The sequence below is a fragment of the Bradyrhizobium sp. 179 genome (genome assembly GCF_023073535.1).
In the GTDB taxonomy this organism is placed as follows: domain Bacteria; phylum Pseudomonadota; class Alphaproteobacteria; order Rhizobiales; family Xanthobacteraceae; genus Bradyrhizobium.
The window spans coordinates 1-23,768 of the sequence record NZ_JADPJR010000010.1 but is presented as its reverse complement, the minus strand read 5'-3'; the positions used below and the strand labels follow the sequence as shown (position 1 = coordinate 23,768).

Sequence of the window (23,768 nt, the reverse complement as noted above, 5' to 3'; positions counted from 1 at the left end):
AATGAAGCAGACCACGGCGCATTCCGCAGCCATTAATGGCGAGGACCTGCCTTGGCTCGGCCGTTCCATCGAGCGCGTCGAGGACGCCGCGCTGCTCTCCGGCCGCGGCCGCTTCATCGACGATCTCGGCGTTGCGCCCGGCACGCAGCACGCGACGATCCTGCGCTCGCCGCACGCGCATGCCGATATTCTTTCGATCGATGTTGAGGCCGCCAAGCGCCTGCCGGGCGTTGCCGCCGTTCTGACCGGCAGCGACGTCAGGGACGTCACCACAAGCCTCGTCGTCGGCGTGAAGGCGCCGGTCGAGTGCTGGCCGATCGCGATGGACCGCGTGCGCTATGTCGGCGAGCCGGTCGCCGTGGTCGTGGCCACGGATCGTGCCCGTGCCGAAGACGCAGCCGAGCTCATCAATGTCGAATATCGCCCGCGCGGCGCCGTCGTCGATCCGCTTGGTGCGCTCGTATCAGGCGCGCCGGTGCTGCATGACGGCTTCCCCGGCAATCTCGCCAGCGACCGCGCCTTCCGCTACGGCGATCCCGAGACAGCTTTTGCGGATGCGCCGCATCGCTTTTCCATCGACATCAGATATCCCCGCAACTCCTGCACGCCGATCGAAACCTATGGTGTCGTTGCTTCGCACGATTCCGGCGAGGATGCCTATGAGGTGCTCGCCAACTTCCAGGGCCCGTTCAGCATCCATACGGTGATTGCGCGTGCGCTGAAGGTGCCGGGCAATCGGCTGCGGCTGCGCACGCCGCCGGATTCCGGCGGCAGCTTTGGCGTCAAGCAGGGCGTGTTTCCCTACATCGTGCTGATCGCGGCGGCCGCACGCGTCACGGGGCGGCCCGTCAAGTGGATCGAGGACCGGCTCGAGCATCTCACCGCCTCGGTGTCGGCGACCAACCGCGCCACGACGCTGTCGGCGGCGGTTGCGGCCGACGGCAAAATCCTCGCGCTCGACTGGGACCAGGTCGAGGATTGCGGCGCTCATCTGCGCGCGCCCGAGCCGGCCACGCTCTACCGCATGCACGGCAATCTGACCGGCGCCTACGACATCCGCCACGTCAACATCCGCAACCGAGTTGTCGTCACCAACAAGACGCCGACCGGGCTGAACCGCGGCTTCGGTGGCCCGCAGGTCTATTTCGCGCTGGAACGCCTGGTGCAACGGATCGCGATCGGCCTCGGCCTCGATCCGCTCGATGTCATCAAGCGCAACCTGATCGACGCAGGGGCGTTTCCCTATCGCACCGCGACCGGCGCGCTGCTCGATTCCGGCAATTACCAGGAAGCGGTCGCGCGTGCGGTCGAGCAGGGCAGGCTCGCGGAGCTCAAGGCGAGACGTGATGAGGTGCGGGCGCGCGGCGGCCTGTACGGAATAGGCTTCACCGCAGTGGTCGAGCCCAGCGTCTCCAACATGGGCTACATCACCACCGTGCTGACGGCGGCCGAGCGCCGCAAGGCCGGCCCCAAGAACGGTGCACAGGCAACCGCGACGGTCGGGCTCGACCCAGTCGGCAGCGTCACCGTTCACGTCGCCTCGGTGCCGCAAGGGCAGGGCCATCGCACCGTGCTGTCACAGGTGGTCGCCGACGTGTTCGGTCTTCAGCCCGGGGATATCCGCGTCAACACCGAGATCGACACCGCCAAGGACGCCTGGTCGATCGCATCGGGCAATTACGCCAGCCGTTTTGCCGCAGCGGTCGCGGGCACGGCGAAGATCGCCGCTGAGCGCGTCGCCGGCCGTCTCGCCCGCATTGCCGCCAGCCAGCTCAACGTCGAGGCCGCTGACATCGTCTTCGCAAAAGGCTTCGTCGCCTCAAGGCACAATCCGGAGAACCGGATCGCGTTCTCGCGCGTCGCGGCGCTTAGCCATTGGTCGCCGGGTTCGCTGCCCGACGATGCCGGCCAGACCATCCGCGAGACCGTGTTCTGGACGCCGCCGGAGCTGACGCCGCCCGACGAGGACGATCGCATCAACTCCTCGCTCTGCCACGGCTTCATCTTCGATTTCTGCGGTGTCGAGATCGACCGCACAAGCCTGGAGACGCGGATCGATCGCTACGTCACCATGCACGATTGCGGCACCATCCTGCATCCCGGCATGGTCAACGGCCAGATCCGCGGCGGCTTTGCGCAGGCACTCGGGGCCGCGCTCTATGAGGAATATGCCTATGCCGAGGACGGCAGCTTTCTGACCGGAACGCTCGCCGACTATCTGTTGCCGACCACGACCGAGGTGCCGGAGCCGCAGATTATTCACATGGAGACGCCGTCGCCGTTCACGCCGCTCGGGGCCAAGGGCGTCGGCGAGGGCAATTGCATGTCGACGCCGGTGTGCCTCGCCAATGCGGTTGCGGATGCGCTCGGCGTTGCCGACATCACGCTGCCGCTGGTGCCGGCACGGCTGGCCGACTCCGTGCGCGGCGCCGAACCGCCGCCTCCCGCGGTCGGCGCGACTGCCGCGCCCGCGCGCGACGGCGATCGACGCTTGCGCGGCGAAGGGCAAGCTTTGGTGAAAGGTGCGCCCGAGCAGGTCTGGGCCATGCTGCTCGATCCCGCCACGCTGCAATCGGTCATTCCCGGGTGTCGGCGCGTCGACAAGATCACCGACACGCACTTCCGCGCCGACGTGACGCTGGGCATCGGCCCCGTCAGCGGCCGCTATCGCGCCGACGTCGAGCTGTTCGATCTCGATCCGCCGCGGGCGGCCACCTTGCGCGGCGGTGCCACTGGCGCACTCGGCTTCGGCAATGCCGAGGGACGCATCACGCTCGCGCCGGACGGCAATGGCGGAACGAAGCTGACCTACAGCTATGACGCCGCGATCGGAGGCAAGGTCGCCAGCATCGGCGGCCGCCTGTTGGATGGCGCGACGCGGGTGATCATCGGCCAGTTCTTCACCGCGCTGGCCCGCAAGGCCGGCGGCGGCGGTGCATCAGGTGGCGGCTTCTCGCTGTTCGCGCTGCTGGCGAAGACGGCCGGCCTGTTCGGGGGGCGCCGATGAAGCCGCCCGCATTCGACTATCTCCGTGCTGAAGCCGTTGGTGATGTGCTCGAAGTACTGGCGCAACAAGGCGGCGATGCGCGCATCCTCGCCGGCGGGCAGTCGCTGATGGCGATGCTCAACGTGCGCCTCGCCAAGCCAAAGCTGCTGATCGACATTATGCGGATCGAGGAGCTCCGCCGGATCGAGCGCAAGGGCGAGGCCGTCGTGATCGGTGCCGGCGTGCGCCAGGCTGATCTACTGGCGTGGCCGGAGCTATCCGAAGCGCTGCCGCTGGTGGCGCTGGCGCTGCCCTGGGTCGGTCACATGCAGACCCGCAGCCGCGGCACCATCTGTGGCTCGCTCGCCCATGCCGATCCCAGCGCCGAGATGCCGCTGGCGCTGGTCGCGCTCAGCGGCGAAGTGTTCTTGCGCAACGCCAGACGGCGCCGCCGCGTCGCGGCAAAAGACTTCTTCACCGGCATGATGCTGACGGCGCGCGCCGACGACGAGCTCATCGAGGGCATCTCGCTGCCGGCGATGAAGGGATCGCGTGTCGCCTTCCGCGAGGTCGCGCGCCGCCACGGCGATTTCGCCATCGTCTCCTGCGCCGCGATGAAGACTCCGACCGGCGTGCGTCTCGCTGTCGGCGGGGTTGCCGATGTACCAACCGCGCGCGATTGGCCTCACCTGGAGGGCAGTGCGCTCGACGATGCCCTCAATGCCTTCGCCTACGAGCTTGGTGCCCGCGACGACGTCCACGCCACGGCGCGCTATCGCCGCGACCTCGTCCGCAGGATCGGCCGTGACCTGATCGGCGAGGTGCTGCAATGACCCGTCTCAAGGCAGACAGCCGCCATCCCGTCCGCTTCTCGCTGAACGGCAAAGCCGTCGAGGGCGAGGCCGAGCCGCGCATGCTACTATCGGATTTCCTGCGCCACCAATTGGGCGCGACCGGCACGCATGTCGGCTGCGAGCACGGGGTCTGCGGGGCCTGTACCATCGTCGTCGACGGGATGCTGACACGCTCCTGCCTCACGCTCGCGGCGCAGGTCGACGGTTGCGAGCTCAGGACGGTCGAAGGGCTCGCGCCCTCGGCGGACCGGCTCGGCGTGCTGCAGCAGGCGTTCCGCCGCAACCACGCGCTCCAGTGCGGCTTCTGCACGGCCGGCATTCTGATGTCGCTCGACCATTATCTCGCACAGAACCCGGCACCGACCGAGGCGGAGATCCGCGATCTCCTCAGCGGGCATATCTGCCGCTGCACCGGCTACACCCCGATCATCCAGGCGGCGCTCGAAGCCGCCGCCCAGCTCGCTTCATCCAAAAAAGAGACGTCGAATGCTTGATCTCGCCAGCAGCTTCATGGCCAGCGCCGCGCGCGATCCCCACGCCATCGCATTGGTCGACGGCGATCTCCGCCTGACCTACCGGCAATGGTACGACAAGATCTCCTCCCTCGTTGCGTCGTTCGACCGCCTTGGCCTCAAGCCCGGCGATCACGTCGTGACGCTGCTGCAGAACCGCTGGGAAGCGGCGACGCTGCACTGGGCCTGCCAGTTCGCCGGCGTCGTGATCACGCCGATCAACTGGCGCGCCAAGGCCGACGAGCTCGACTACTGCATCGAGAACGCCGAAGCCTGCGCGATGTTCTATCAGGACATCTCTGCCGAGGCCGTGCAGGGCTCGGCCCTGGCGGGCAAGCTGCTGCGCGTCTCCGTCGATCCCGGAAAGGGCGAGGCGACCAGCTTCGCCGGTCTGATCAAGGACGCTGCGCCGGATGCCGAGCCGCGCGTCGGCGCGGATTCCTGGTCGATCATGCTCTACACCTCCGGCACGACCTCGCGGCCGAAGGGCGTGCCGCGCCGGCACCGCGCCGAACGCGCCGCGGCGATCGCTCATGTTGCGCAAAATCTCTACGGGCGCGGCGAGCGCACTCTCGGCGTGATGCCGCTCTACCACACCATGGGCGTCCGCTCGCTGCTGGCGATGTCGCTGATCGGCGGCACCTTCATCTGCCTGCCGCGTTATGACAGCCGCCAGGCGCTGGCGCTGATCGAGAAGGAAGCGATCACCAACCTCTATCTTGTGCCGACGCTCTATCACGACCTCGTCCATCACGAGGCGTTTGCCAAAACCGACGTCTCCAGTGTGCGCAAGCTCGGCTTCGCCGGCGCATCGATGACCGACGGCCTTCTGAAGAAGCTGAACGAAGCGTTCAAGCCCGACCTGATCGTCAACCATTACGGCAGCTCGGAGATCTACACCTTCACGATCGACCAGAACGCCGCGGCAAAGCCCGGCTCAGCCGGCAAGGCGGGGCTGAACCAGCACGTCAAGGTCGTTCGCATCGCTGCGAAGTCGGTCGCAGACCTCGCTGCAGTCGGCGAGGAGGGCGAGATCATCGCGACGCTCGCGGGCGACGAGGCCTTCGAAGGCTACTGGCGCCGCCCCGAGGCCGACGCAAAATCGCTGCGTGAGGGCTGGTACTTTACGGGCGACACCGGCTTTGTCGATCACGACGGCGACCTGTTCGTCACCGGCCGTGTCGACGACATGATCATCACCGGTGGCGAGAACGTTTCGCCTGTGGAGATCGAGAGCTGCCTGTCGCTGCATCCCGCCGTGGACGAGGTCGCGGTGGTCGGCGTTGCCGACGAGAAGTGGGGCAAGATCGTCGTCGCCTTCGTCAAGCGCAATCGCGCCGTCTCCGAGGTCGAGCTGGAGCAGTTCTGCCGCACTACGGGCCTTGCCAATTTCAAGCGGCCGCGCCGCTACGTCTTCGTCGACGCGATCCCGAAATCACCGGTCGGCAAGCTGCTGCGGCGCCTGCTCGTCGCCGGGGAATACGAGGCCGAGCGCCTGCCGCCGTCGGACGCGGCCTGATCATCACGCATCAACAGAAGGAAGCACAGAAGATGCCGTCACCCTATCATTTTTCCGATCCCCGGCTCGCCAAGCTCGACGGGTTCAAGGTCGAGATCGACGAGGCGCACGAGCGCGCCGACATCATCCTGGGGAGGCCGCCCTACAACGTGGTAGCGATGCCGCAGCGCGACCAGCTGCGGCTGACCTTCGAGACGCTGGATGAGGATCCGCGCGTGCGCGTGATCGTGGTGCGCGGCGAGGGTGAGCACTTCTCCAGCGGCGGGAATATCGGCGGCTTCATGGAGGCGAGCCCGGAGCACGTCTCCAAGCTCGCCTGGAACATTGCCGCGCCGGCGCGTTGCGCCAAGCCCGTCATCGTCGCCAATCGCGGCTATTGCTTCGGGGTCGGCTTCGAGCTGTCGCTGGCCTGCGACTTCCGCATCGCCTCCGAGACCACGCAATACGCACTGCCGGAACAGAAGCTCGGCCAGATCCCGGGCTCCGGCGGCTCGGCCCGCCTTCAGAAGATGGTCGGCATCACCCGCACCAAGGATATCGTGATGCGCTCCAAGCGCATCTCGGCCAAGCAGGCCTACGAGTGGGGCATCGCCACCGAATGCGTTCCGGATGCCGAATTGGAGAAGGCGACCGACAAGCTGGTCGACGAGCTCCGCGCCTTCTCGCCGCTGGCGCAGCGCACCGCCAAGAAGCTGCTCAACGACACTGAGGATTCGACGCTCGCCATCGCCATCGAACTCGAAGGCCACTGCTACAGCCGCCTGCGCCAGTCCGAGGACTTCAAGGAGGGCGTCGAAGCCTTCAACGCCAAGCGTCCGCCAAAATTCGTCGGCCGCTGACAGACGTAGTCGGAGCGCGACTTAGGACGCGCGCTTGGGCGACCCTAATTCGCGAGAGATGAACAATATGGCTGAGTCGGATGCGTCGTGCAGGAACGGCGCACGCCATGAAAACTAGGTTGAAGCGATGTCACTTCATGCTCGCAATCTCATCGGCGGACATTGGCAGCACGCGGCCTCTGGCGAAATCGCGTGCAGTATCGACCCCTCTAACGGGGCCAAAATCGGCGCCTTTGAGGCCAGTGGAAGGCCTGACGCAGAGGCGGCGGTGTCGGCCGCTAGACACGCTTTCGAACGTCCGAACTGGTCGCAGAATCCACGGTTGCGCCAATTGGCGCTGCTGGGGTGGGCCGATCGAATTGAACGGCGAAGTGCGGAATTGGCTCGACTGCTCACTATCGAGAATGGAAAGCCGCTCGCCCAAGCGAGCGGCGAGATCACGGCGAGCGTGTTGTGGACCGCGAAGCCGCCGATCACCATGACGGGAATCGAGATCAGGGTGACCACCACCAACCCGCGCCAATGGTAGCGCGCGTGCCGAAGTCCGGACCGCAGGGTCGCCCCGATCGCTAGGGGAAACCGAATGCGTCGCCGCGGCAACACGTCCGCGAGCGCGTGCTCCAGAATCTGACGATCGGAGGGAAGCAGCGCCGGGTCCTTCAAGCCCGCCAGTCGCGCGGCGGGATCCGGCAATGCCCGAATTTGAGCGAGCTTTGCTGCGCTCGCCTGGCGCACCTCGCGTTTCGACGCGTCGGCGTCAGCCTTCGCGTCCATGAACCGCTTGCGCAAAATTTCCAGACGCTTGCTCATGACGCGAGCCACGTCGCTGCGGGCCGAACCGCTTCCATCACCGCGAGGCGGAACGCCTTGAGGTCGCTCACCATGCGACGTGCCTCGTTGAAGCCGTACTCCTTCTGGAAGTCGGACGCCTTCAACTGCGGGATAGCATAGAGCCCCGTGGCCTGGAGGAAGCCGAGCGTGCGTGGCTCGAAGCCGAATTTCGGCAGCACCGTGACATACGCGCCGTCGGTGACCCGCTTCAGCATCGCGGGATCGACATCGCCGCGCAGCTTGTTCTCGACCACGAAGCGGGCCTTAGCCCAGCGCTTCGACGCCGCCAGCAGCTTGGCGCCGTCGGTCAACGCGGCGGCATCGGCCGTCACCACCACGACCAGCGCCAGCTCGATCCCGGCGTCGGCGATACCCGTGACGAACTCATCGTCGAACGAAGCAAGCAGCGACGAGGCGGTGTTGGCGCCGACGTCGATGATGGTCGGCAGCTCGGCGCCGACCATAGCGTTGATCGGCCCGTCGAACTCGGCACGGGCGGCCTGGCCGCCGGTACGGTCGATGGAGGCCCGGTCGGCACGCACCGGGAAATGCGATACCCGCTTCGGACCCTTGGTCTTACCGTGGTCGTATTCCAGGATTCGCGGCGTGGACTCCAGCTCGATGATCGGTGCGTCGGGCACCGCTTCCGCGACCCCGCGGGTGAGCGTCGACTTACCGACACCGCCGGTCTCTTGGGCAACAAGCAAAAGGCGTGACATGGAGGACTCCTCTGAAGCACTGACTAGCGACGCAATCAGGTTTGCGGTGCCGGTCGGGTGAACTGAGGGTCTAGCGCGGAAAGCGAAGGGGGCAGGCGAATGCAAATGCCCCAGTTGTGCGATCAAGGCTTGCGAAGGAGGTGGGCGTGCTTTGCAAGTTCGCTGCGCCGTATTTCGTCTTCACTGATCGTATCCGGCACATTGTTGCCGGCGGCCGGCATGTTCATCTCGGGGCTGAGAGAGACTCTCTTCCCGGTTGGGACATCCTGAAGGCGTCCGGGCGCGATGGTGGTCCGATTTCGCGCGCCTCCTTTGATTTTGAGCTTCTCTGCGCGGGTCCTGATGTTGTGCATCAACGCCGTCAGCCGCCGTCCCGTGAGTGGCTGGCCCTCGCCTTGCGTGACGCCCTGAGCAGCCAGACCGCTGGCGATTTCCTTCCAGCTCGCGCCCTCCTCGCGGTGCAAGCGCTCGATCTCTTCGAAATTGGCCCGGATGACCTCAGTGGCCCCAGTCTTGATTTTGCCTATGGGCGAGCTTGCACGACGAGCCTTGAGCTGTTTCACATGAGCACGCAGGCCCTTTAGATCGATATCCATGATGCAGCTACGTAGGTGGCGGAAGTTAACGGCGCCACCCGGGGGACACGCAGGGCCACTCGTAAACCAGGATAGGGCCAATTAACCACAAACTGGATCGTGCAAAGTTGAACGATCGCGCGCTTCAAGCTCGCAGTCGGTGGGCCGCCAAATGGCGCCGAAGGCGGGCGCCTGCGCTTTGCTGAAATCGGTCATTTCAAGGGGGAGACGCGAGCCGCGCGTGGGTCCAGCTTAAAGAACCGGGTCGGGACACCGGTCTTTCAAGCTGGACAGCAAACGGTCGCCACAGTCGTACCAAGCCGCTCTGTCTTCGCTTACTCGACGAGGCAGCCCCTCCGATCTCAGGTCCACCCACGGGGGTGGGCCACGCATGACCACCGAGTTCACTGTAGGACCACTAATGGCCACACGAAGGCCAGAGAAAGTACCACACAGAAGACCACTCAGATTTTGGGCACACCTGTGCATCTCTCCAATGCGACGTGTCTCGCGTTGGGATCTAGGCCAACGAGAATGCGATCGAAGCCGTTCTCACGCTAGGAAAATTCCTACGCCGCAATGAAAATGGGAAACGCGGTCTCGTCCGGCTGCCAAGCGCAGCCAGAAGTCTAGCTCGCCACTATTGTAACACTTTGATGAAGTGTCCAGATCCACAACCTCAGCGAGATTTCATTTTGCTTCTCAGAAACAAACGTGCAATACACAAGATGACGACCGGAAGTAGTGGCAGGGGCGACTTTGGAAGCCGTACGTCAGGACACGGGACTGCAGTGCCTTGCGCTGCTGTTGCGATTTCAGCAGATCGCAATCGATCCCGCGCAGATCGCGCACCAGTTTGCCGGTTCCGCGGTCGGCGTCCAGGAAATGCTCCGCTGCGCCAAGCAGCTCAAGCTGAAGGCGCGGGCGGTTCGCGAAAGCTGGTCTGGCCTTGCCAAGCTTTCGCTGCCCGCCATCATCGAACGGCATGACGGCAGTTTCGCGATTCTGGGCAAGGCCGGGCCAGAAGACGTGCTCATTCACGATCCCGCGGTCAGTCGTCCGCAGGTGATCAAGCGCGCCGAGTTCGAACAGAGCTGGACCGGCCGCATCGTGCTGATGACCCGGCGCGCCTCTTTGTCCGACCTTGCGCGCAAGTTCGATATCACTTGGTTCCTTCAGGCCATGCACAAATACCGCCGGCTGCTCGGTGAGGTGCTGGTCGCGTCATTCTTCCTGCAGTTGTTTGCACTGGTTACGCCGCTGTTCTTCCAGGTCGTGACCGACAAGGTGCTGGCGCATCGCGGCTACACTACGCTCGACGTGCTGGTGTTCGGCCTGATCGTCGTGTCGATCTTCGAGACCGTTCTGGGAGTGTTGCGAACTTACGTCTTCTCCCACACCACGAACCGCATCGACGTCGAGCTCGGTGCGCGCTTGTTCCGCCATCTGATCGCGCTGCCGATCGCCTATTTCGAGGCGCGGCGGGCCGGAGATTCGGTAGCGCGGGTCCGCGAGCTCGAGAACATCAGGAACTTCCTCACCAGCTCGGCCCTGACGCTGGTGATCGATCTTGGATTCACCTTCGTGTTCCTCGCGGTGATGTTCTACTATTCGCCGTTCCTCAGCTGGATCGTGGTCGGTTCCTTCCCGTTCTATATCGCGATCTCGGCCGGCGTGACCCCGATCTTCCGTGAACGGCTCGACAAGAAGTTCGATCGGGGCGCCGAGAACCAGGCTTTCCTGGTCGAGAGCGTCAGCGCCATCAAGACGCTGAAGGCGATGGCGATCGAGCCGCAGATGCAGCGGCGCTGGGAGGAGCAACTCGCCGGTTATGTCAGCGCCAGCTTCGACGTGCTGTCGCTCGGCAACTGGGCGAGCCAGTCGGTGCAGTTCATCAGCAAGCTTGTCACCGCGCTGACACTTTATTTCGGGGCGCACCTCGTCATCGAGGGCAATCTCTCGGTCGGCGAGCTCATCGCCTTCAACATGCTGGCCGGGCGGGTCGCCCAGCCGGTGCTGCGGTTGGCCCAGCTCTGGCAGGATTTCCACCAGGCGCGGGTCTCGATTGCGCGGCTCGGCGACATCCTCAATGCCGCGCCCGAGCCGATGTTCGATCCCTCGCGCGCGACGCTGCCGCCGATCAAGGGCGAGGTCACCTTCGACCATGTCAACTTCCGTTACCGGCCCGACACCTCGCTGGCGCTGCAGGACATTTCGCTGAAGGTGACGCCCGGACAGGTGATCGGTATCGTCGGCCCTTCAGGATCAGGCAAGTCGACCCTGACAAAACTGATCCAGCGGCTCTACGTGCCGGAGGCCGGCCGCATCTTGATCGACGGCATTGACCTCACGGTCGCCGATGTTGTCTGGCTCAGGCGGCAGATCGGCAAGTGCTGTTCAACCGCACCATCCGCGAGAACATTGCGCTGGCCGACCCCGGCATGGCGATGGAACGGGTGATCGCGGCGGCCGAGCTCGCCGGCGCCCATGAGTTCATCCTGGCCCTGCCGGACGGCTACAATACAGTGGTCGGTGAGCGCGGCGCCAGCCTGTCGGGCGGCCAGCGCCAGCGCATCGCCATCGCGCGGGCGCTGGTCACCAACCCCCGCGTCCTGATCTTCGACGAGGCCACCAGCGCGCTCGACTACGAGAGCGAGAACATCATCCAGCGCAACATGCGCAAGATCTGCGCCGGTCGCACCGTGTTCATCATCGCCCATCGGCTCTCGGCGGTGCGTCACGCCGACCGCATCCTCACCATCGAGGCCGGCCGTCTCGTCGAGGACGGCAGCCATGACGAGCTGATCAAGAAGGCCGGGCGTTACGCCATGCTGCACCAGATCCAGGCAGGGCTCCATGTCGTCGGCTGATGTGATCGAGCGCAAGAGTCGCAATTTTTGGCGCCGCCAGCGCGACGCGCGCGAGTTCCTGCCTGCCGCGCTGGAGATCCTGGAGACGCCGGCCTCGCCCGCCGGGCGGCTGGTCGCCCTCACCATCATCCTGTTCTTTGCGCTGGCGATCGGCTGGGCGACCTTCGGACATGTCGACATCATCGCCACCGCCACCGGCAAGGTGGTGCCAACCGGCCGCACCAAGACGATCCAGCCGCTGGAGACCGGCATCGTCTCGGCGATCCACGTGCATGACGGCGACAAGGTGACGGCTGGCCAGGTGCTGGTCGAGCTCGATCGCACGGTGACCCAGGCCGAACGCAAGCGGGTGGGGCAGGACCTGATCGCGAGCCTGCTCGACGTTGCCCGCCTCTCGGCGCTGCGCCGCAGCTTCGCCGATCTCGCCGCGCCCCACGATATCGAAGAGCCCGCCGGCGCATCCGAGGTCGAGATTGCGCGGGCACGCTCCGCCATACTGGCGCAGGCCGCCGAACAGCAGGCCAAGCTCGCCTCGGTGGTCCAGCAGATCGACCAGAAGCGCGCCGAGGCGCAGTCGGTCACGGCCGCGATCGCCAAGATCGACGCGACCCTGCCGCTGCTCGAAGAAACTCTCACCATCCGCAAGAAGGCGATGGACATTCAATACGGCAACCGCATCGCATGGATCGACGCCCAGACCCGCCTTCTGGATCAGCAGAACGAACGGACCGTGCAGGAGCGCAAGCTGGTCGAGATCGAAGCCGCCCGCCGCGCGCTGGAGCAGCAGCTCGCTCAGACCAAGTCCGGGTTCGAGCGGCAGGTTTTGAGCGATCTCTCCGATGCCCAGAAGAAGGCCGACGAATATCGCCAAGACTCCGTCAAAGCGCAGCAGAAGACCGACGAGCAGCTTCTGCGCGCGCCGATCGACGGTACCGTGCAGCAGCTCGCGATCCACACCGTCGGCGGCGTGGTCTCGCCGGCGCAGCAATTGATGATGGTCGTTCCGCGGGGATCCAGCATCGAGGTCGAGGCGATGATCTCCAACCGCGACATCGGTTTCGTCGAGCACGGCCAGGACGCCGAGATCAAGATCGATACGTTCAATTTCACGCGCTATGTCCTGTTACACGGCAAGGTCATCAGTGTCTCGCGCGATGCCATCGTCAAGGACAAGCCGCCCGAGCGGAACGGCGCAGTGAAGCAGGACGGCGCGCTGTCGGAATCAAGTGAGCCCATGGGCCAGGAGCTGCTCTACGCTGCACGGGTGTCGCTCGAAGGGACGCAGATGCAGGTCGAGGACAAGATGGTGAACCTCGCGCCCGGCATGGCGGTGACGGTGGAGATCAAAACGGGGCAGCGGCGGATCATCGAATACGTGATCTCGCCGCTGCTGCGGTACAAGCAAGAAAGTCTGCGAGAAAGATGATGCCTCATCGTGCAAACCTAATCTGCAAGATCGCCGCAAGTCCGTGACCTGCAATATGGGGCTGCGATACGTTGGGCCAGAACGCTAATCAGCGGCGCTTCCGCGAAATTGTCGTTGCAGCCGATCCGAGCATCGACGTTCCTTCCCAGTCTTTCGAAAGCTCCACTTGCGCATTTCAAATATTTGCCTCTTGCCAATTTCGCCAAGCGTGAAATACTCTACAAGGACGACTTAGGGTAGTGGACCGGTCAGTTGCAAGCCAAATGCCAAGATATGCAATTGCCGCGGCATGCACTGCCGTTGCGATTTGATGGAATCATTGTTGACTTCGATCGGGTTGGTCTCCGGTGCGGCAAGCTTGAGACCAACATTGCCGCAGTGCTGGGATTTAGCGAAGAACCCAAGCTCCGGACCACGGCTACCGCGGAGATTTGGTCCGGGATGAACCGGCTTAAACCGCTCGCGAGTTTCAATGTTGCACTCAGCCCCAGACGGCGCCCTTGCTGGCCAGATCGGGTCTCATCGGTTGTCGCGTTGTCGGTAAAAGGAACAGCACCAATCCCCTCGACGGCGACCCGGTTGACGAAAACACTGTCGATCATCCTATGTGTCTTAATCGCGATCGCTTGTTTGGCAGTTCAGGCCAACGCAAAGGACGAATTTCGGTACGATTGGGGCAAGTGTAAGACGGATGTCCGTGGCGACGTGTACGTCGCATTCGGTGACAGAGTTCTTAGATTTCCATGGTCGGACAGCAGAATCTATTTCATTGACAGTTTGTCGCCGAACGAGCAGCGAACTCCACCCGATTCCTCCGAAGAGGTTGGATGTCAAGGTAATCCCCTCCAAGTGCGGATGTTTGGGGCGCTCACTGGCTCTCTTTGGATCGTGAAGGACGACGAACCAGTCACGCCAATTACTCTCTACTGGAATTGGCGACCACGGGCGCACACGGACGCAAAAAATTCGGTTTGGCGCGGGGAGGATATCGGTCTCGATATGCTTCGTTTGATGTGCGAGAGGGCCACGACCACAGAAATCCTGCTGAATGGCTTGAAGGCTTGTAGGCTGAAGCCAACAAACCCGCCAGATGCGCGCGTTGAAGATTGGGCAGCGAACTACAGCACCGATCCCAATACATATGCAACGCCCTTGGGACACCCGCTAGTCGCGCGTTGCGGCCCGACGATCTTCAGCACGCCGATAGACGATTGCCAGGTTGCATACGCGATCACCACTGAGCTCGGCGTGGCGTATCGATTTCACCCGTACCACGGAGCTCATCCGTTCCCTTTGGACAAGCTCCTAAGCTTCGACAGATCGCTGCAAGAGCATATCAGCGCCGCGACGGTCCATGACTACAAGTGGCCTGGGCCGCTTAAAATTGATCCGGGGAGTGATCGATGACAACATATTCGTACGGTAGTGGGTGGAACCTTGAAGGCATCGTGCAGCGATTGACGTCTGACGAGCTTGACAGCCTGCAAGCGTTGCTTAGCCAGCAAGCGGCGATCTATAGCCAGAACAATTCCCAAGCTGGCTTGGGGGCACCGCTCTACAAAGCGCTCCTCGGTTTCATCAGCGACAAGACCATTGTTAACGGCAAAGAAGTGCTGACGCCGAAGGCTGGCGTCGACCAGGGTGTCTTCAATTGGATATCGAATGCGATCAATATCAACAGTCAGCGCGGCTTTGCCGCGGACTTTATCGCGACCTATACTATTGAACAAAAGGAGTTGCGTGATGGGCAGACCGACGATGTAGACGGTTTAGCTCAAAAGGCTTCGAACAACATTGCGTTCAACGTAATCAGCGGCATTCTCGCGAGCGACGGAGTGATACCAAGCGTTCAGGGACTGGGCGTCTACGACGCCGGAGCCGCTGCATCAACCGTCTTCATCGACTCCGACAACCCAAATGGGGACTATGCAGGTTGGGCTGGGACGCTTCTGTTTCCCTATCTTGGTGCGAGCAGTTTTTACACGAACTGGCTTCGTAATACAGAACCCTTTACGGGAACGATCCAAGGGCCGGAGGGAACGCAAACGATAACCTTCAAGCACGAGAGCGGGACCTATGATCTCGTATCGAGTATTGAGGCGGCGCAGAAAACAGGACAGGACCTCTCGGATCCTTCTTCGAAAAAGTTCAACACGTTCGACGCAGTCGATGGAATGCGAGCACTGATTGGAGGCCCGCAAGGGGCAATCGTCGGCAACCTTAAATCACTCGCGCAAACCACTCAGTCCTTCTTTCAGACCTACTACGGCCTCGCGCCGAAAAGTGAATTCATACCGTCATCGGAAGACATTGTGTTCTCGCAATCGGCCGGTGGGCAACTGTGGCAGTCGTTACTCCGGATGGCCTTCAACGTTTCGACTGGTCTACAATACGTTACGGGAACAGTGGCTGCGGATACTAATTTATCGGCTCCAGACGACGATCGTACAACGGTAATTGTCGGCGGTCCGAACAACGACACAATCTATGCACCGAGCGACGGCGACGCGCTTATCGACGGCGGCGCCGGGGATGACATCATTTACGGAGGAAACGGCAACGATCTGATTTTTGGCGGTGCGGGAAATAATGTTCTCTACTCTGGCTACGGCCCGGAACAGGTGCTGGTCGGTGGCAGCGGTGAAACAGCCAAGGCTGCGGGAGTGGCCGGTAATCCCACGCCAGATCTACCGATACCCGGAAATAATACGTTCAACATCGATGCCAATTGGGACGATGCGAGCAACCTGCTCACACAAAACGTAATAGCGATTGGCGGCGAAGGAGACGATACATTCAACGTTTGGGGTGCAGTGCGCATGACCTCAATCATCTGGGGCGGCGGAGGAGCGGATACCATAAATATTATTGGCGGCGGCACCGTGTGGGTCGTTAATGCGCCAGATGCCTCGCTTGAAACGGTCGAGAACCTGGACATCGCGAAATTTGCGACTTCCATTATAAATATGGAATATCCAGATCATCCCACATACTATGATTGGACGAATGTATTCGTGATCAATCCGACGTCGGATGACGTGCTGGAGCTGAACGGAAAACCGCTTAACAGCTTGCCTCACTTAGCGGAGTATCCAGCGTCGCAGTTCCAAAATTACTATGACCCGGAGACGTTCGAGACCCTAGATCCGTTGGGCACCTCCGTGGGGCAATTTGGGCTAGAGGGCGATGGAACTCCTCTGCACGTGAGTCTCGGCCAATATCAATCCGACTCGCCAAACTTGGGTGCCGATTTATACCCATGGCCGGACGAAGCTTCCCTCCGGAATTCGGCAACGTCTAACAATAGCGTGGTCTTGGACGTTCTGCAGGTCTTCGATAACGACGTTACCGACTCCCTGACCACGATCGGTTCAGCCTACGCCTATGGCGATAGAGATACGCTTATTGGTGGCAGTAGAGCGAACTTGTATATGGAAGCGGATGGAAATAGTGACGTCCTTGAGACCAGCGGCACTGGAAACGGCCTATACGTGTTTGGTGCCAACGACACTGCGTTTTCGTCGGGTAGTTCAAACACGCTTTGTGATGGCACTGGTGGCAATACGGTAATTAGCTCGGGAATGCACGACACTTTGATTGGATCCGGTCATGGGACAACCCTGATCTCAACCGGATCTGACACCATAGCGCGGTACGAGAATTATGGCACTACGGTTGATCTCGCTAATGGCACTGCCAGAGCATCAGCAACAGGCAGTGCCGATGTGCTGATCGGTATCAATGATGTCGTCGCGGCAGGCAACCATGTAACCCTGATTGGAGGAGCCGTTCCTTCCTACATACTTTCAAGCGAGGGCCAGAATGATACTCTCATCGCTGGATCTGCCGCCGGCACACTAATTGATTCCGGATTTAACGACACCCTCTTTGGTTCTGGCAACGGCAGCACTCTTGATGTTTTAGCGGGAAGCGGCGCGCTGGTAGCGTATTCTATTGATAACGTCGCGATCGATCTATCCACGAACACGGCGTCCGTGAACGGAAGCGATCTCTATGATTTTCTTGTAGGAGTTAGCACGATCACAGCATTCGGCGCCAACGATACGCTTATCGGCGGAAGTGGTGATGCCACCCTGGTCGGCAACACCACAGGAGATACGTTAGTCGGCGGGAGCGGCGTGACTAATATCGTTTACGCGATCAATGGTATCGACATTGATCTTAATGCGGGCACTGCGTCGTCAGCCGTAGGCAGCGACCAGCTCTTGAATGTCAGCGTAGTTACGGTCACTGGGACGGCCGATACGATCTCTGCCGGCTCGGGTGCATACACGTTTATCTCGACGGGTCACTCGAACTCTTTGGTAGCAGGTGCAGGATCATCGACGCTAGTGACAGCGGGGCAATCCGATACGTTGTTCGGTGGATCGGGAAATAACTTCCTGACGTCATCAGGCAATCAAAATACCCTGATTGCCCAGAGCGCCGACAATACGCTGATCACGACCGGAACGAATGACACGCTGATCGCGTCCGCAGGCGCAGACCAACTCATTGCTGATGCGGCGTCCGCGGGAGCGAAGCTCATCGGCAATCTTTCGGACAGCACGCTACAATCTGCCGCGGGAGATGCAATCGCAGCTTATGCTCTCGATCATGTGATAATCGACCTCGGCTCTGGCACGGCAAGTACGAGCGGTGTCGGAAGTGATGTCCTCATCGGGATTAGCGCTGCGGAAGCGCTTGGAACGGATGATACGCTGGTCGGCTCCTCGGGCATCTCAACGCTCATCGGCAATGGCACCGGAAATACGCTCGTCGCGGGCGGGACCGGCACCATTGCGGAGTATCAGCTCGATGACATGAACGTCGATCTTGCCGCTCAAACTGCTCACGTTAATGGTACCAGTCTCTATGATTCACTTGTTGGAATCGTAAACGCCAGGGTGACAGGACATGGCGACACCCTGATCGGAAGCGCGATCTCGCAAACCTTGATATCAACCGGTTCAGACAACAGCCTTGTTGCCGGTTCGGGGGCGAGTGCATTGATCTCAAGCGGCGTGAACGACACGTTGTATGGAAATCTGTCATCGAGCGTCCTGCAGGGCGATTTGAACGGCACCGTCGTGGCCTACGTGACGGATGAGGTGACAATCGATCTCGACAACTCGATTGCTACTGGTGCTCTGGGTACTGATAGCTTGTCTGGATTCGTTGGCGTGGCGGCTTTGGGAACCAATCAGACGCTCATTTCGGAGAACGGAGCTGCCACCTTTTATAGCGACGCCCAAGGAAACACTTTGAAAGCAGGCTCAAATGCTGTCGAGGTAGTCTATTCGGCGAACAATATGATGGTGGACCTGGTCACAGGGCTTGCGGAGGTTCAGGGTTCAGGCGAGAGCGACACCCTTATTGGTGTCAAAGCCGTCAACTTGGCTGGTGAACAGGGGACGATTGTGAGCAACGGGAGTGGGAATACTCTCATAAGCTCGAGTTCGTCGACCAAATTGGTCTATGAGGTCAACAACGTTTCTGTAGATCTTGGCGCCGGAACCGCTTCTGTGGCTGGCAGCTCACAAGTGGACCGACTTGTTGGATTGGGCTATGTCGAGGTGTCGGGCGATGGCGATGTCGCTGCTACAGGCCTGAGCCCAGCGACGCTGGTAGCATCAGGTGCTAATGATACTCTCATAGGTCAGGCTCTCGGAGCAACGCTGATAGCGGCGGCCCCGTCCTCGGGAGCTGTCGCGGAGTATGCCAGGAGCTTTGTCACCATCGACCTCCAAAATGGCCGCGCGACGGCCTTTTCAGGAAACTTCGATACGCTGATTGGCTTCTCCGCAGTTGACGCTCATGGGCAGTATGAAACCGTTCACGGAGGCGCGACCGCCGGTACTTTGCTCAGCTCCGGCAGCTCGAACATACTGACGGCCGGCAATGATGGTGACACGCTGCTGTCTATGGGGTCGGGAAATACCCTGTCGGCGGGTACAACGACGGCGCTGCTTATTTCGACTGGCGAAGGCGACACCTTAATCGGAAATGGTTTGGGAAGTACCTTGAACGCCTCGGCCGGAATTGGTGTGGTCGTGGAGTACGACCAGGACAACATCACGGTTAATCTAGATGCCGGATCGGCCTCGATCGTGGGGTCCGGAACGTCGGATGTACTTATCGGAGTGACTATGGCACTCGCGACGGGCGCGAACGACCAGTTGCTGGCGTCCGTGTCGGGCTCAACACTAATGGCCTCAGGTTCGAATGACACGTTAACGGGGTCGACGGGAACCGACACACTGTCATCATCCGGAAGCTACAATCTACTCGTAGGAGGAGCGGGTACCGATCTCGTGTCGTCGAGTGGATTTGGAGACACCTTGATTGCGGGCGGGGCCGCGGACACTCTGTCGTCTACCGGCGTTGGTAATACCCTCATTGCGTCGGCGGGCGCAGATACGCTGATTTCAGCGGGGACGTTGGATCTATTGTTTGGCAATGGCGAGGGTAGCAGGCTGGTGGGTACTGGCAGTTACCTGGATGTCGCCGCATATTCTCTCGATAACACTGTAGTCGACCTGAGCCAAGGGGCCGCTACTGTCAACGGCTCGTCTGTTAGCGACACCATCATCGGACTTCAAGCGGCCTGGATCAGTGGTGCGAATGACACATTGATTGGCGGCAGCGGCGGTCAGCAGTTGACTGCCTCGGGTTCGGACGACGTCGTCTTGGGCGGCGGCGGAGATGATACTTTATTCGTCTGCAGCGGTAGCAATACTTTCTTCGGTGGTGCAGGCCACAATACCTTCGTCGTTGAAAGCGCCGCTTTTTATAGCGATCTGAATCAGCCGCAGAATGTCATCGCGGATTTCGATTCAGCGAATGACACGATCGATCTCTCAAATATCGAAGGGGTATCTTCTATTGCGGATCTCACCTTCAACACAATAAATTATGGGCTCAGCTCGTATCTGGAAATCGGGCTTGGTACCGGCAATTCCATCCTGCTCGCTGGCGTTACCACAGCGAATCTGAACGGTGGCAATTTCATTTTCGCGGATCCTTCGACGTCGGATACAATCACTGGCAACGATGGCAACAACCTGCTTATTGCAGGCGATGGCAATGCGACGCTTGTTGGTGGGGGTGGATATGACATTTACCGGGTCGGCTCGTCCTTTGGACAAGACGTCATCGATAATAATGCCGCCGATGGTAGCACAGCGGCGTCCGGCGAGATCGACTTCTCTGCTGGGGCCACTGACCAAGATCTTTGGTTTCAGCAGGTTGGAAGTGATCTGCAGATCAGCCGGTTGGGCACCAGCGATAGCATCGCTGTTCGCGATTGGTATGCGGACGATCGAGCACAGATACAGACATTTGCTCTCGCAGATGGGATCAAGCTTGATAGTCAGGTCGCTCAGCTGGTCTCTGCAATGGCTTCTTACTCAACCGCGAATCCTGGCTTTAATCCTGCTCTGGCGATATCGATGCCAACGGATAGCTCACTGACGAGCGCGATTGCAAGTTCCTGGCATTCGTGAGTGAGAAGTGACAGTGACCACCCTGACCGAGCGGACCACCTCGAGTGCAAAGTCGGCCTTCGCCGAGGCTCAGCGGCTGCATGGAGCGGGTCAATTTGCGGAAGCGGAGGAACTGCTTCGCAATGCAGTCGCGGAATGGCCAACGGATGTCAGCCTCCGCAACGCCAGGGGAGTGATGTTCGCGTCAATGAAGCGGCACGTCGACGCGGTATGGTGTTATCGTGATGCGCTACGCTACGACGAAGGCGCCAGTGGTGTCTGGTCAAATCTCGGAAACTCCCTGACTGAACTGAATCAGCTCCATTCCGCAATTTCTTGCCACGAGAGAGCGATTTCTCATTCGTCGGAAAAGGATCCTCAGCTGTTTCACAATCTTGGTGTATCTTTAGCTGAAGCGGGACGTCATGCAGAGGCGGTCATTGCGTTTGGCAAAGCTTTGAAGCTCAAGCCCGATTACCTGGCTGCAAGATGGGACCGAGCGCTTAGTCTTTTGACGCTCGGAAACTACAGTGAAGCTTGGCCAGATTATGAGGTGCGTAAGCACACTGGTCAGCTGCCAGAGCGTAACCTTCCCGGTAAGGAATGGGACGGCAGGGCCTATTCGCGCCGGACTCTCTTGCTCGTTTCGGAGCAAGGTTTCGGCGATCTAATATGGATGGCCCGCTATCTGCCCCACGTGAAAGCGCTTGGAGGGAAGCTTATCATAGAATGTCGGCGCGAACTCGTTCCAATAATCGAAAACATGGGGGTTGTCGATCGCGTTGTCCTCCCAGGCACTGAAATCGACGCGGATCTGCATGCGCACATTTGCAGCATTCCCTCTTTTTTTACGACCGATTTTGCGTCCATACCAAGCGCATCTTACCTTGTGGCTCAACGTGAGCGCATGACCAAGCTCGCTCCGCTGTTTGAAAACGGCCTCCATCGCCTGAAAGTCGGGATCGTTTGGTCTGGAAGCGTCACATTCGGCAAGAATCACCGTCGTGCGCAAAGACTGTTTAGCTTCCTAAGAGCTTGTGCATTGCCAGGCGTAGAGCTGTACAGCCTTCAAAAAGGTCCGCCAGTCAGGGAGCTCACCTCCTTACCTCGCGGTGCACCGATCAAAGATTTGGCTCCGCACCTGCAAGACTTCGCCGACACTGCGGCCGCGATAACTCACCTCGATCTGGTCGTGATGACCGACAGCTCTGTGGCTCATTTAACTGGCGCTCTGGGAAAACCCGTCTGGGTCTTGCTTGGCCACAACGCACATTGGCTTTGGCTCCTGAGCCGTGTCGATAGTCCGTGGTATCCTTCTATGAGACTTTATCGGCCTCGTGCGGAGGGCGATTGGGACTACGTCTTTGATCGAGTTTCCGCCGATTTGATGGCTCTGGCAGACCAACGCAGACCTGGGTGATTATGAACGTCGACAAGCTCCATCTCGTCGCCCCGTTCCCGGGTTGTGGAGAACCTCGTAGAAGTCGAGAAGTGTTGTGGGATGAGGCCAATGAAGGGGCGATCGACATGGCGTCATTTGGGTCTATAGCGTCGGAGAAGTTCACCGGCTTCGGCACCGAGACTTTGGCGGAGGTTGTGAGGTTCTGCAAAGAAAACCCTGACTGTTCGGCGCTGGTCCGCCGGCTTTCAATTACCCACAACTTTGACCACTCGGCTTGATCCGCCGATCGGCGAACTCTTGAGTCGAAAGAATCACTTGTGATTCCTTGCTGAGCACCTGATTCGCGAGGGGGTGCTCTATGAGGCTGACATTAAGGGATCGATCGGCAAGGGGCTGTTTACGATCCTTAGAAGGCGAATGTTGGATTGATCGAGAGAGTCGTGGATGCGAGTTTAGGGACGCGCGGCTCGGCGACAGATTCCGCAAACTGCTCAAGCAGATTGGAAGCGCCATGGGACGAAGCATTCCGCTCGTCTGCCAGGATTGGGCGAATACCAAGGCAGCCTACCGCTTCTTCTCCAATGACCGGGTCAGCGAAGCGGACATTCCGGCCGGCCATTTCCAGTCGACACGTGATCGCGCAGCCGCTGCTGAAGGTCTCGTTCTTGTGCTGCACGACAGTATCGCTCCGGCGAAGACCGCCTTGCGCGGTTTGATGGAGGAGGAAGACATAGGCGTATGACTGACCATGTGCCTATACCGAAGGTTTCCCGACTTGAAGTCGTGTCGACGGGCGCACGGCGCCGCTGGACATTGGAAGAAAAGCAGCGGATCGTCAGCGAGAGCTATGGCGGGTCGCGTCTGGTGTCGGTGACTGCGCGACGTAACGGGCTGTCGACAAGCCAATTGTTCACGTGGCGCCGGTTGGCGCGCGAAGGCAAGTTGAGCCGCGATGCTGCGCCGGTGCTTGTTCCGGTTGAGATCACGCCTGCGGCGGCTCCGATCTCGAGTGGCGTGCCACAACCGGTGTCTTCACCGCCTGCGCACCGCGCAAGGGCCGGCATTATCGAGATCGAGCTTGGCGGCTGTCGTGTTCGCGTTGACCGCGACGTCGATGTTGAGGCGCTGCAGCGGGTTCTTGAGATTCTGAGACAGCGATGATCCCGATCCCGAGCGGCGTCAGGGTCTGGATCGCCACCGGCCACACCGACATGCGCCGCGGAATGCAAAGCCTGGCGCTTGCGGTCCAGGAGAGCCTGAAGCGCGATCCTCATGCTGGCGATCTCTACATCTTCCGGGGTCGCCGCGGCGATTTGGTCAAGATCCTTTGGCATGACGGGCTTGGCATGTCTCTCTACGCCAAGCGCTTGGATCGCGGCAAGTTCATCTGGCCGTCGGCGTCCGACGGCGCGGTATCAATCTCGGCGGCACAGATGGCCTACATGCTCGATTACCCATGTTGATGCCCCTCCTTGTTAGGCTGACAGATTCTTAGATCAAGTTGCGCAAGGAAGTGGTTTCGAAGGTTTCGGACAGCGTCAAGAACGGATAGTGTATTCGGGAAGAGATGGGCGCCGCTTGGCTGGCGATCAATCAGCAAACGCTTACTTCGGATCTGGTGACGTTGCCCCCGTATGTGGAACGGCCCGCGTGGCAAGAGCTTTTTCAATCGATTCACACATTGGGACGGTGCGGTCATATGTCCGGCCTTTGCGCGCGGCACATGGCCGCTGGCCTCGATGAGATCCGCG

15 protein-coding genes and 2 pseudogenes are annotated in these 23,768 nt (G+C 60.8%); 14 read left to right on the top strand and 3 right to left on the bottom strand.

All coding sequences use genetic code 11. The annotated features are described in order from the left end of the window. The first annotated feature begins 1 nt into the window (after position 1). The 6 genes from IVB12_RS02885 (at position 2) to IVB12_RS02860 (ending at position 7,239) form a co-directional block, all read left to right on the top strand. Positions 2 to 3,007: a molybdopterin cofactor-binding domain-containing protein gene (locus IVB12_RS02885; RefSeq protein ID WP_247295458.1), complete on the top strand. Its 3,006-nt coding sequence runs from the start codon at positions 2 to 4 to the stop codon at positions 3,005 to 3,007. Next, the gene (locus IVB12_RS02880) at positions 3,004 to 3,819 is read left to right on the top strand and encodes an FAD binding domain-containing protein (protein ID WP_247295456.1); all 816 of its coding nucleotides are present in this window, start codon (positions 3,004 to 3,006) and stop codon (positions 3,817 to 3,819) included. The genes IVB12_RS02885 and IVB12_RS02880 overlap by 4 nt, the downstream gene beginning before the upstream one ends. Next, positions 3,816 to 4,334 carry a (2Fe-2S)-binding protein gene (locus tag IVB12_RS02875; RefSeq protein WP_247295454.1) on the top strand — a complete coding sequence of 173 codons (519 nt, stop codon included), beginning with the start codon at positions 3,816 to 3,818 and terminating at the stop codon, positions 4,332 to 4,334. Before IVB12_RS02880 ends, IVB12_RS02875 begins: the two co-directional genes overlap by 4 nt. Continuing rightward, the gene (locus tag IVB12_RS02870) at positions 4,327 to 5,871 is read left to right on the top strand and encodes an AMP-binding protein (RefSeq protein ID WP_247295452.1); all 1,545 of its coding nucleotides are present in this window, start codon (positions 4,327 to 4,329) and stop codon (positions 5,869 to 5,871) included. The genes IVB12_RS02875 and IVB12_RS02870 overlap by 8 nt, the downstream gene beginning before the upstream one ends. A gap of 32 nt (positions 5,872 to 5,903) precedes the next feature. Then, positions 5,904 to 6,710, top strand: coding sequence for an enoyl-CoA hydratase-related protein (locus IVB12_RS02865; protein WP_247295450.1), 807 nt, complete (start codon positions 5,904 to 5,906; stop codon positions 6,708 to 6,710). Positions 6,711 to 6,837: 127 nt separating this feature from the next. Then, the gene (locus IVB12_RS02860) at positions 6,838 to 7,239 is read left to right on the top strand and encodes an aldehyde dehydrogenase family protein (protein ID WP_247295447.1); all 402 of its coding nucleotides are present in this window, start codon (positions 6,838 to 6,840) and stop codon (positions 7,237 to 7,239) included. Between the two features lie 277 nt (positions 7,240 to 7,516). Here the strand turns inward: IVB12_RS02860 and IVB12_RS02855 are convergent, their stop codons facing one another. Together IVB12_RS02855 and IVB12_RS02850 are read right to left on the bottom strand one after the other, a co-directional pair. Further along, entirely contained in the window at positions 7,517 to 8,260 is a 744-nt protein-coding gene (locus IVB12_RS02855; protein WP_247295445.1) for a chromosome partitioning protein, read from the bottom strand. A 122-nt stretch (positions 8,261 to 8,382) separates the two neighbouring features. After that, positions 8,383 to 8,856 carry a hypothetical protein gene (locus IVB12_RS02850; protein ID WP_247295444.1) on the bottom strand — a complete coding sequence of 158 codons (474 nt, stop codon included), beginning with the start codon at positions 8,854 to 8,856 and terminating at the stop codon, positions 8,383 to 8,385. Between the two features lie 738 nt (positions 8,857 to 9,594). Here IVB12_RS02850 and IVB12_RS02845 point away from each other — a divergent pair. The 8 genes and pseudogenes from IVB12_RS02845 (at position 9,595) to tnpB (ending at position 23,480) form a co-directional block, all read left to right on the top strand. Continuing rightward, positions 9,595 to 11,705 (top strand): annotated as a pseudogene (locus IVB12_RS02845) (type I secretion system permease/ATPase). Next, positions 11,692 to 13,131: an HlyD family type I secretion periplasmic adaptor subunit gene (locus IVB12_RS02840; RefSeq protein WP_247295441.1), complete on the top strand. Its 1,440-nt coding sequence runs from the start codon at positions 11,692 to 11,694 to the stop codon at positions 13,129 to 13,131. Before IVB12_RS02845 ends, IVB12_RS02840 begins: the two are co-directional and overlap by 14 nt. 252 nt (positions 13,132 to 13,383) lie before the next feature. Continuing rightward, positions 13,384 to 14,538: a hypothetical protein gene (locus IVB12_RS02835; RefSeq protein ID WP_247295439.1), complete on the top strand. Its 1,155-nt coding sequence runs from the start codon at positions 13,384 to 13,386 to the stop codon at positions 14,536 to 14,538. Beyond that, positions 14,535 to 20,636 carry a calcium-binding protein gene (locus IVB12_RS02830; protein ID WP_247295437.1) on the top strand — a complete coding sequence of 2,034 codons (6,102 nt, stop codon included), beginning with the start codon at positions 14,535 to 14,537 and terminating at the stop codon, positions 20,634 to 20,636. Before IVB12_RS02835 ends, IVB12_RS02830 begins: the two co-directional genes overlap by 4 nt. Before the next feature lie 13 nt (positions 20,637 to 20,649). Then, positions 20,650 to 22,035, top strand: coding sequence for a tetratricopeptide repeat-containing glycosyltransferase family protein (locus IVB12_RS02825; protein ID WP_247295433.1), 1,386 nt, complete (start codon positions 20,650 to 20,652; stop codon positions 22,033 to 22,035). Positions 22,036 to 22,375: 340 nt separating this feature from the next. After that, positions 22,376 to 22,759: a transposase DNA-binding-containing protein gene (locus IVB12_RS02820; RefSeq protein WP_247295430.1), complete on the top strand. Its 384-nt coding sequence runs from the start codon at positions 22,376 to 22,378 to the stop codon at positions 22,757 to 22,759. Beyond that, the gene (locus IVB12_RS02815; protein ID WP_247295429.1) at positions 22,756 to 23,178 is read left to right on the top strand and encodes a transposase; all 423 of its coding nucleotides are present in this window, start codon (positions 22,756 to 22,758) and stop codon (positions 23,176 to 23,178) included. The genes IVB12_RS02820 and IVB12_RS02815 overlap by 4 nt, the downstream gene beginning before the upstream one ends. Continuing rightward, positions 23,175 to 23,480, top strand: coding sequence for an IS66 family insertion sequence element accessory protein TnpB (gene tnpB / locus IVB12_RS02810; RefSeq protein ID WP_247295427.1), 306 nt, complete (start codon positions 23,175 to 23,177; stop codon positions 23,478 to 23,480). Before IVB12_RS02815 ends, tnpB begins: the two co-directional genes overlap by 4 nt. Here tnpB and IVB12_RS02805 read toward each other — a convergent pair. Then, positions 23,468 to 23,768, bottom strand: a pseudogene (locus IVB12_RS02805) (hypothetical protein); the annotation flags it as partial. The gene tnpB and the pseudogene IVB12_RS02805 overlap by 13 nt on opposite strands.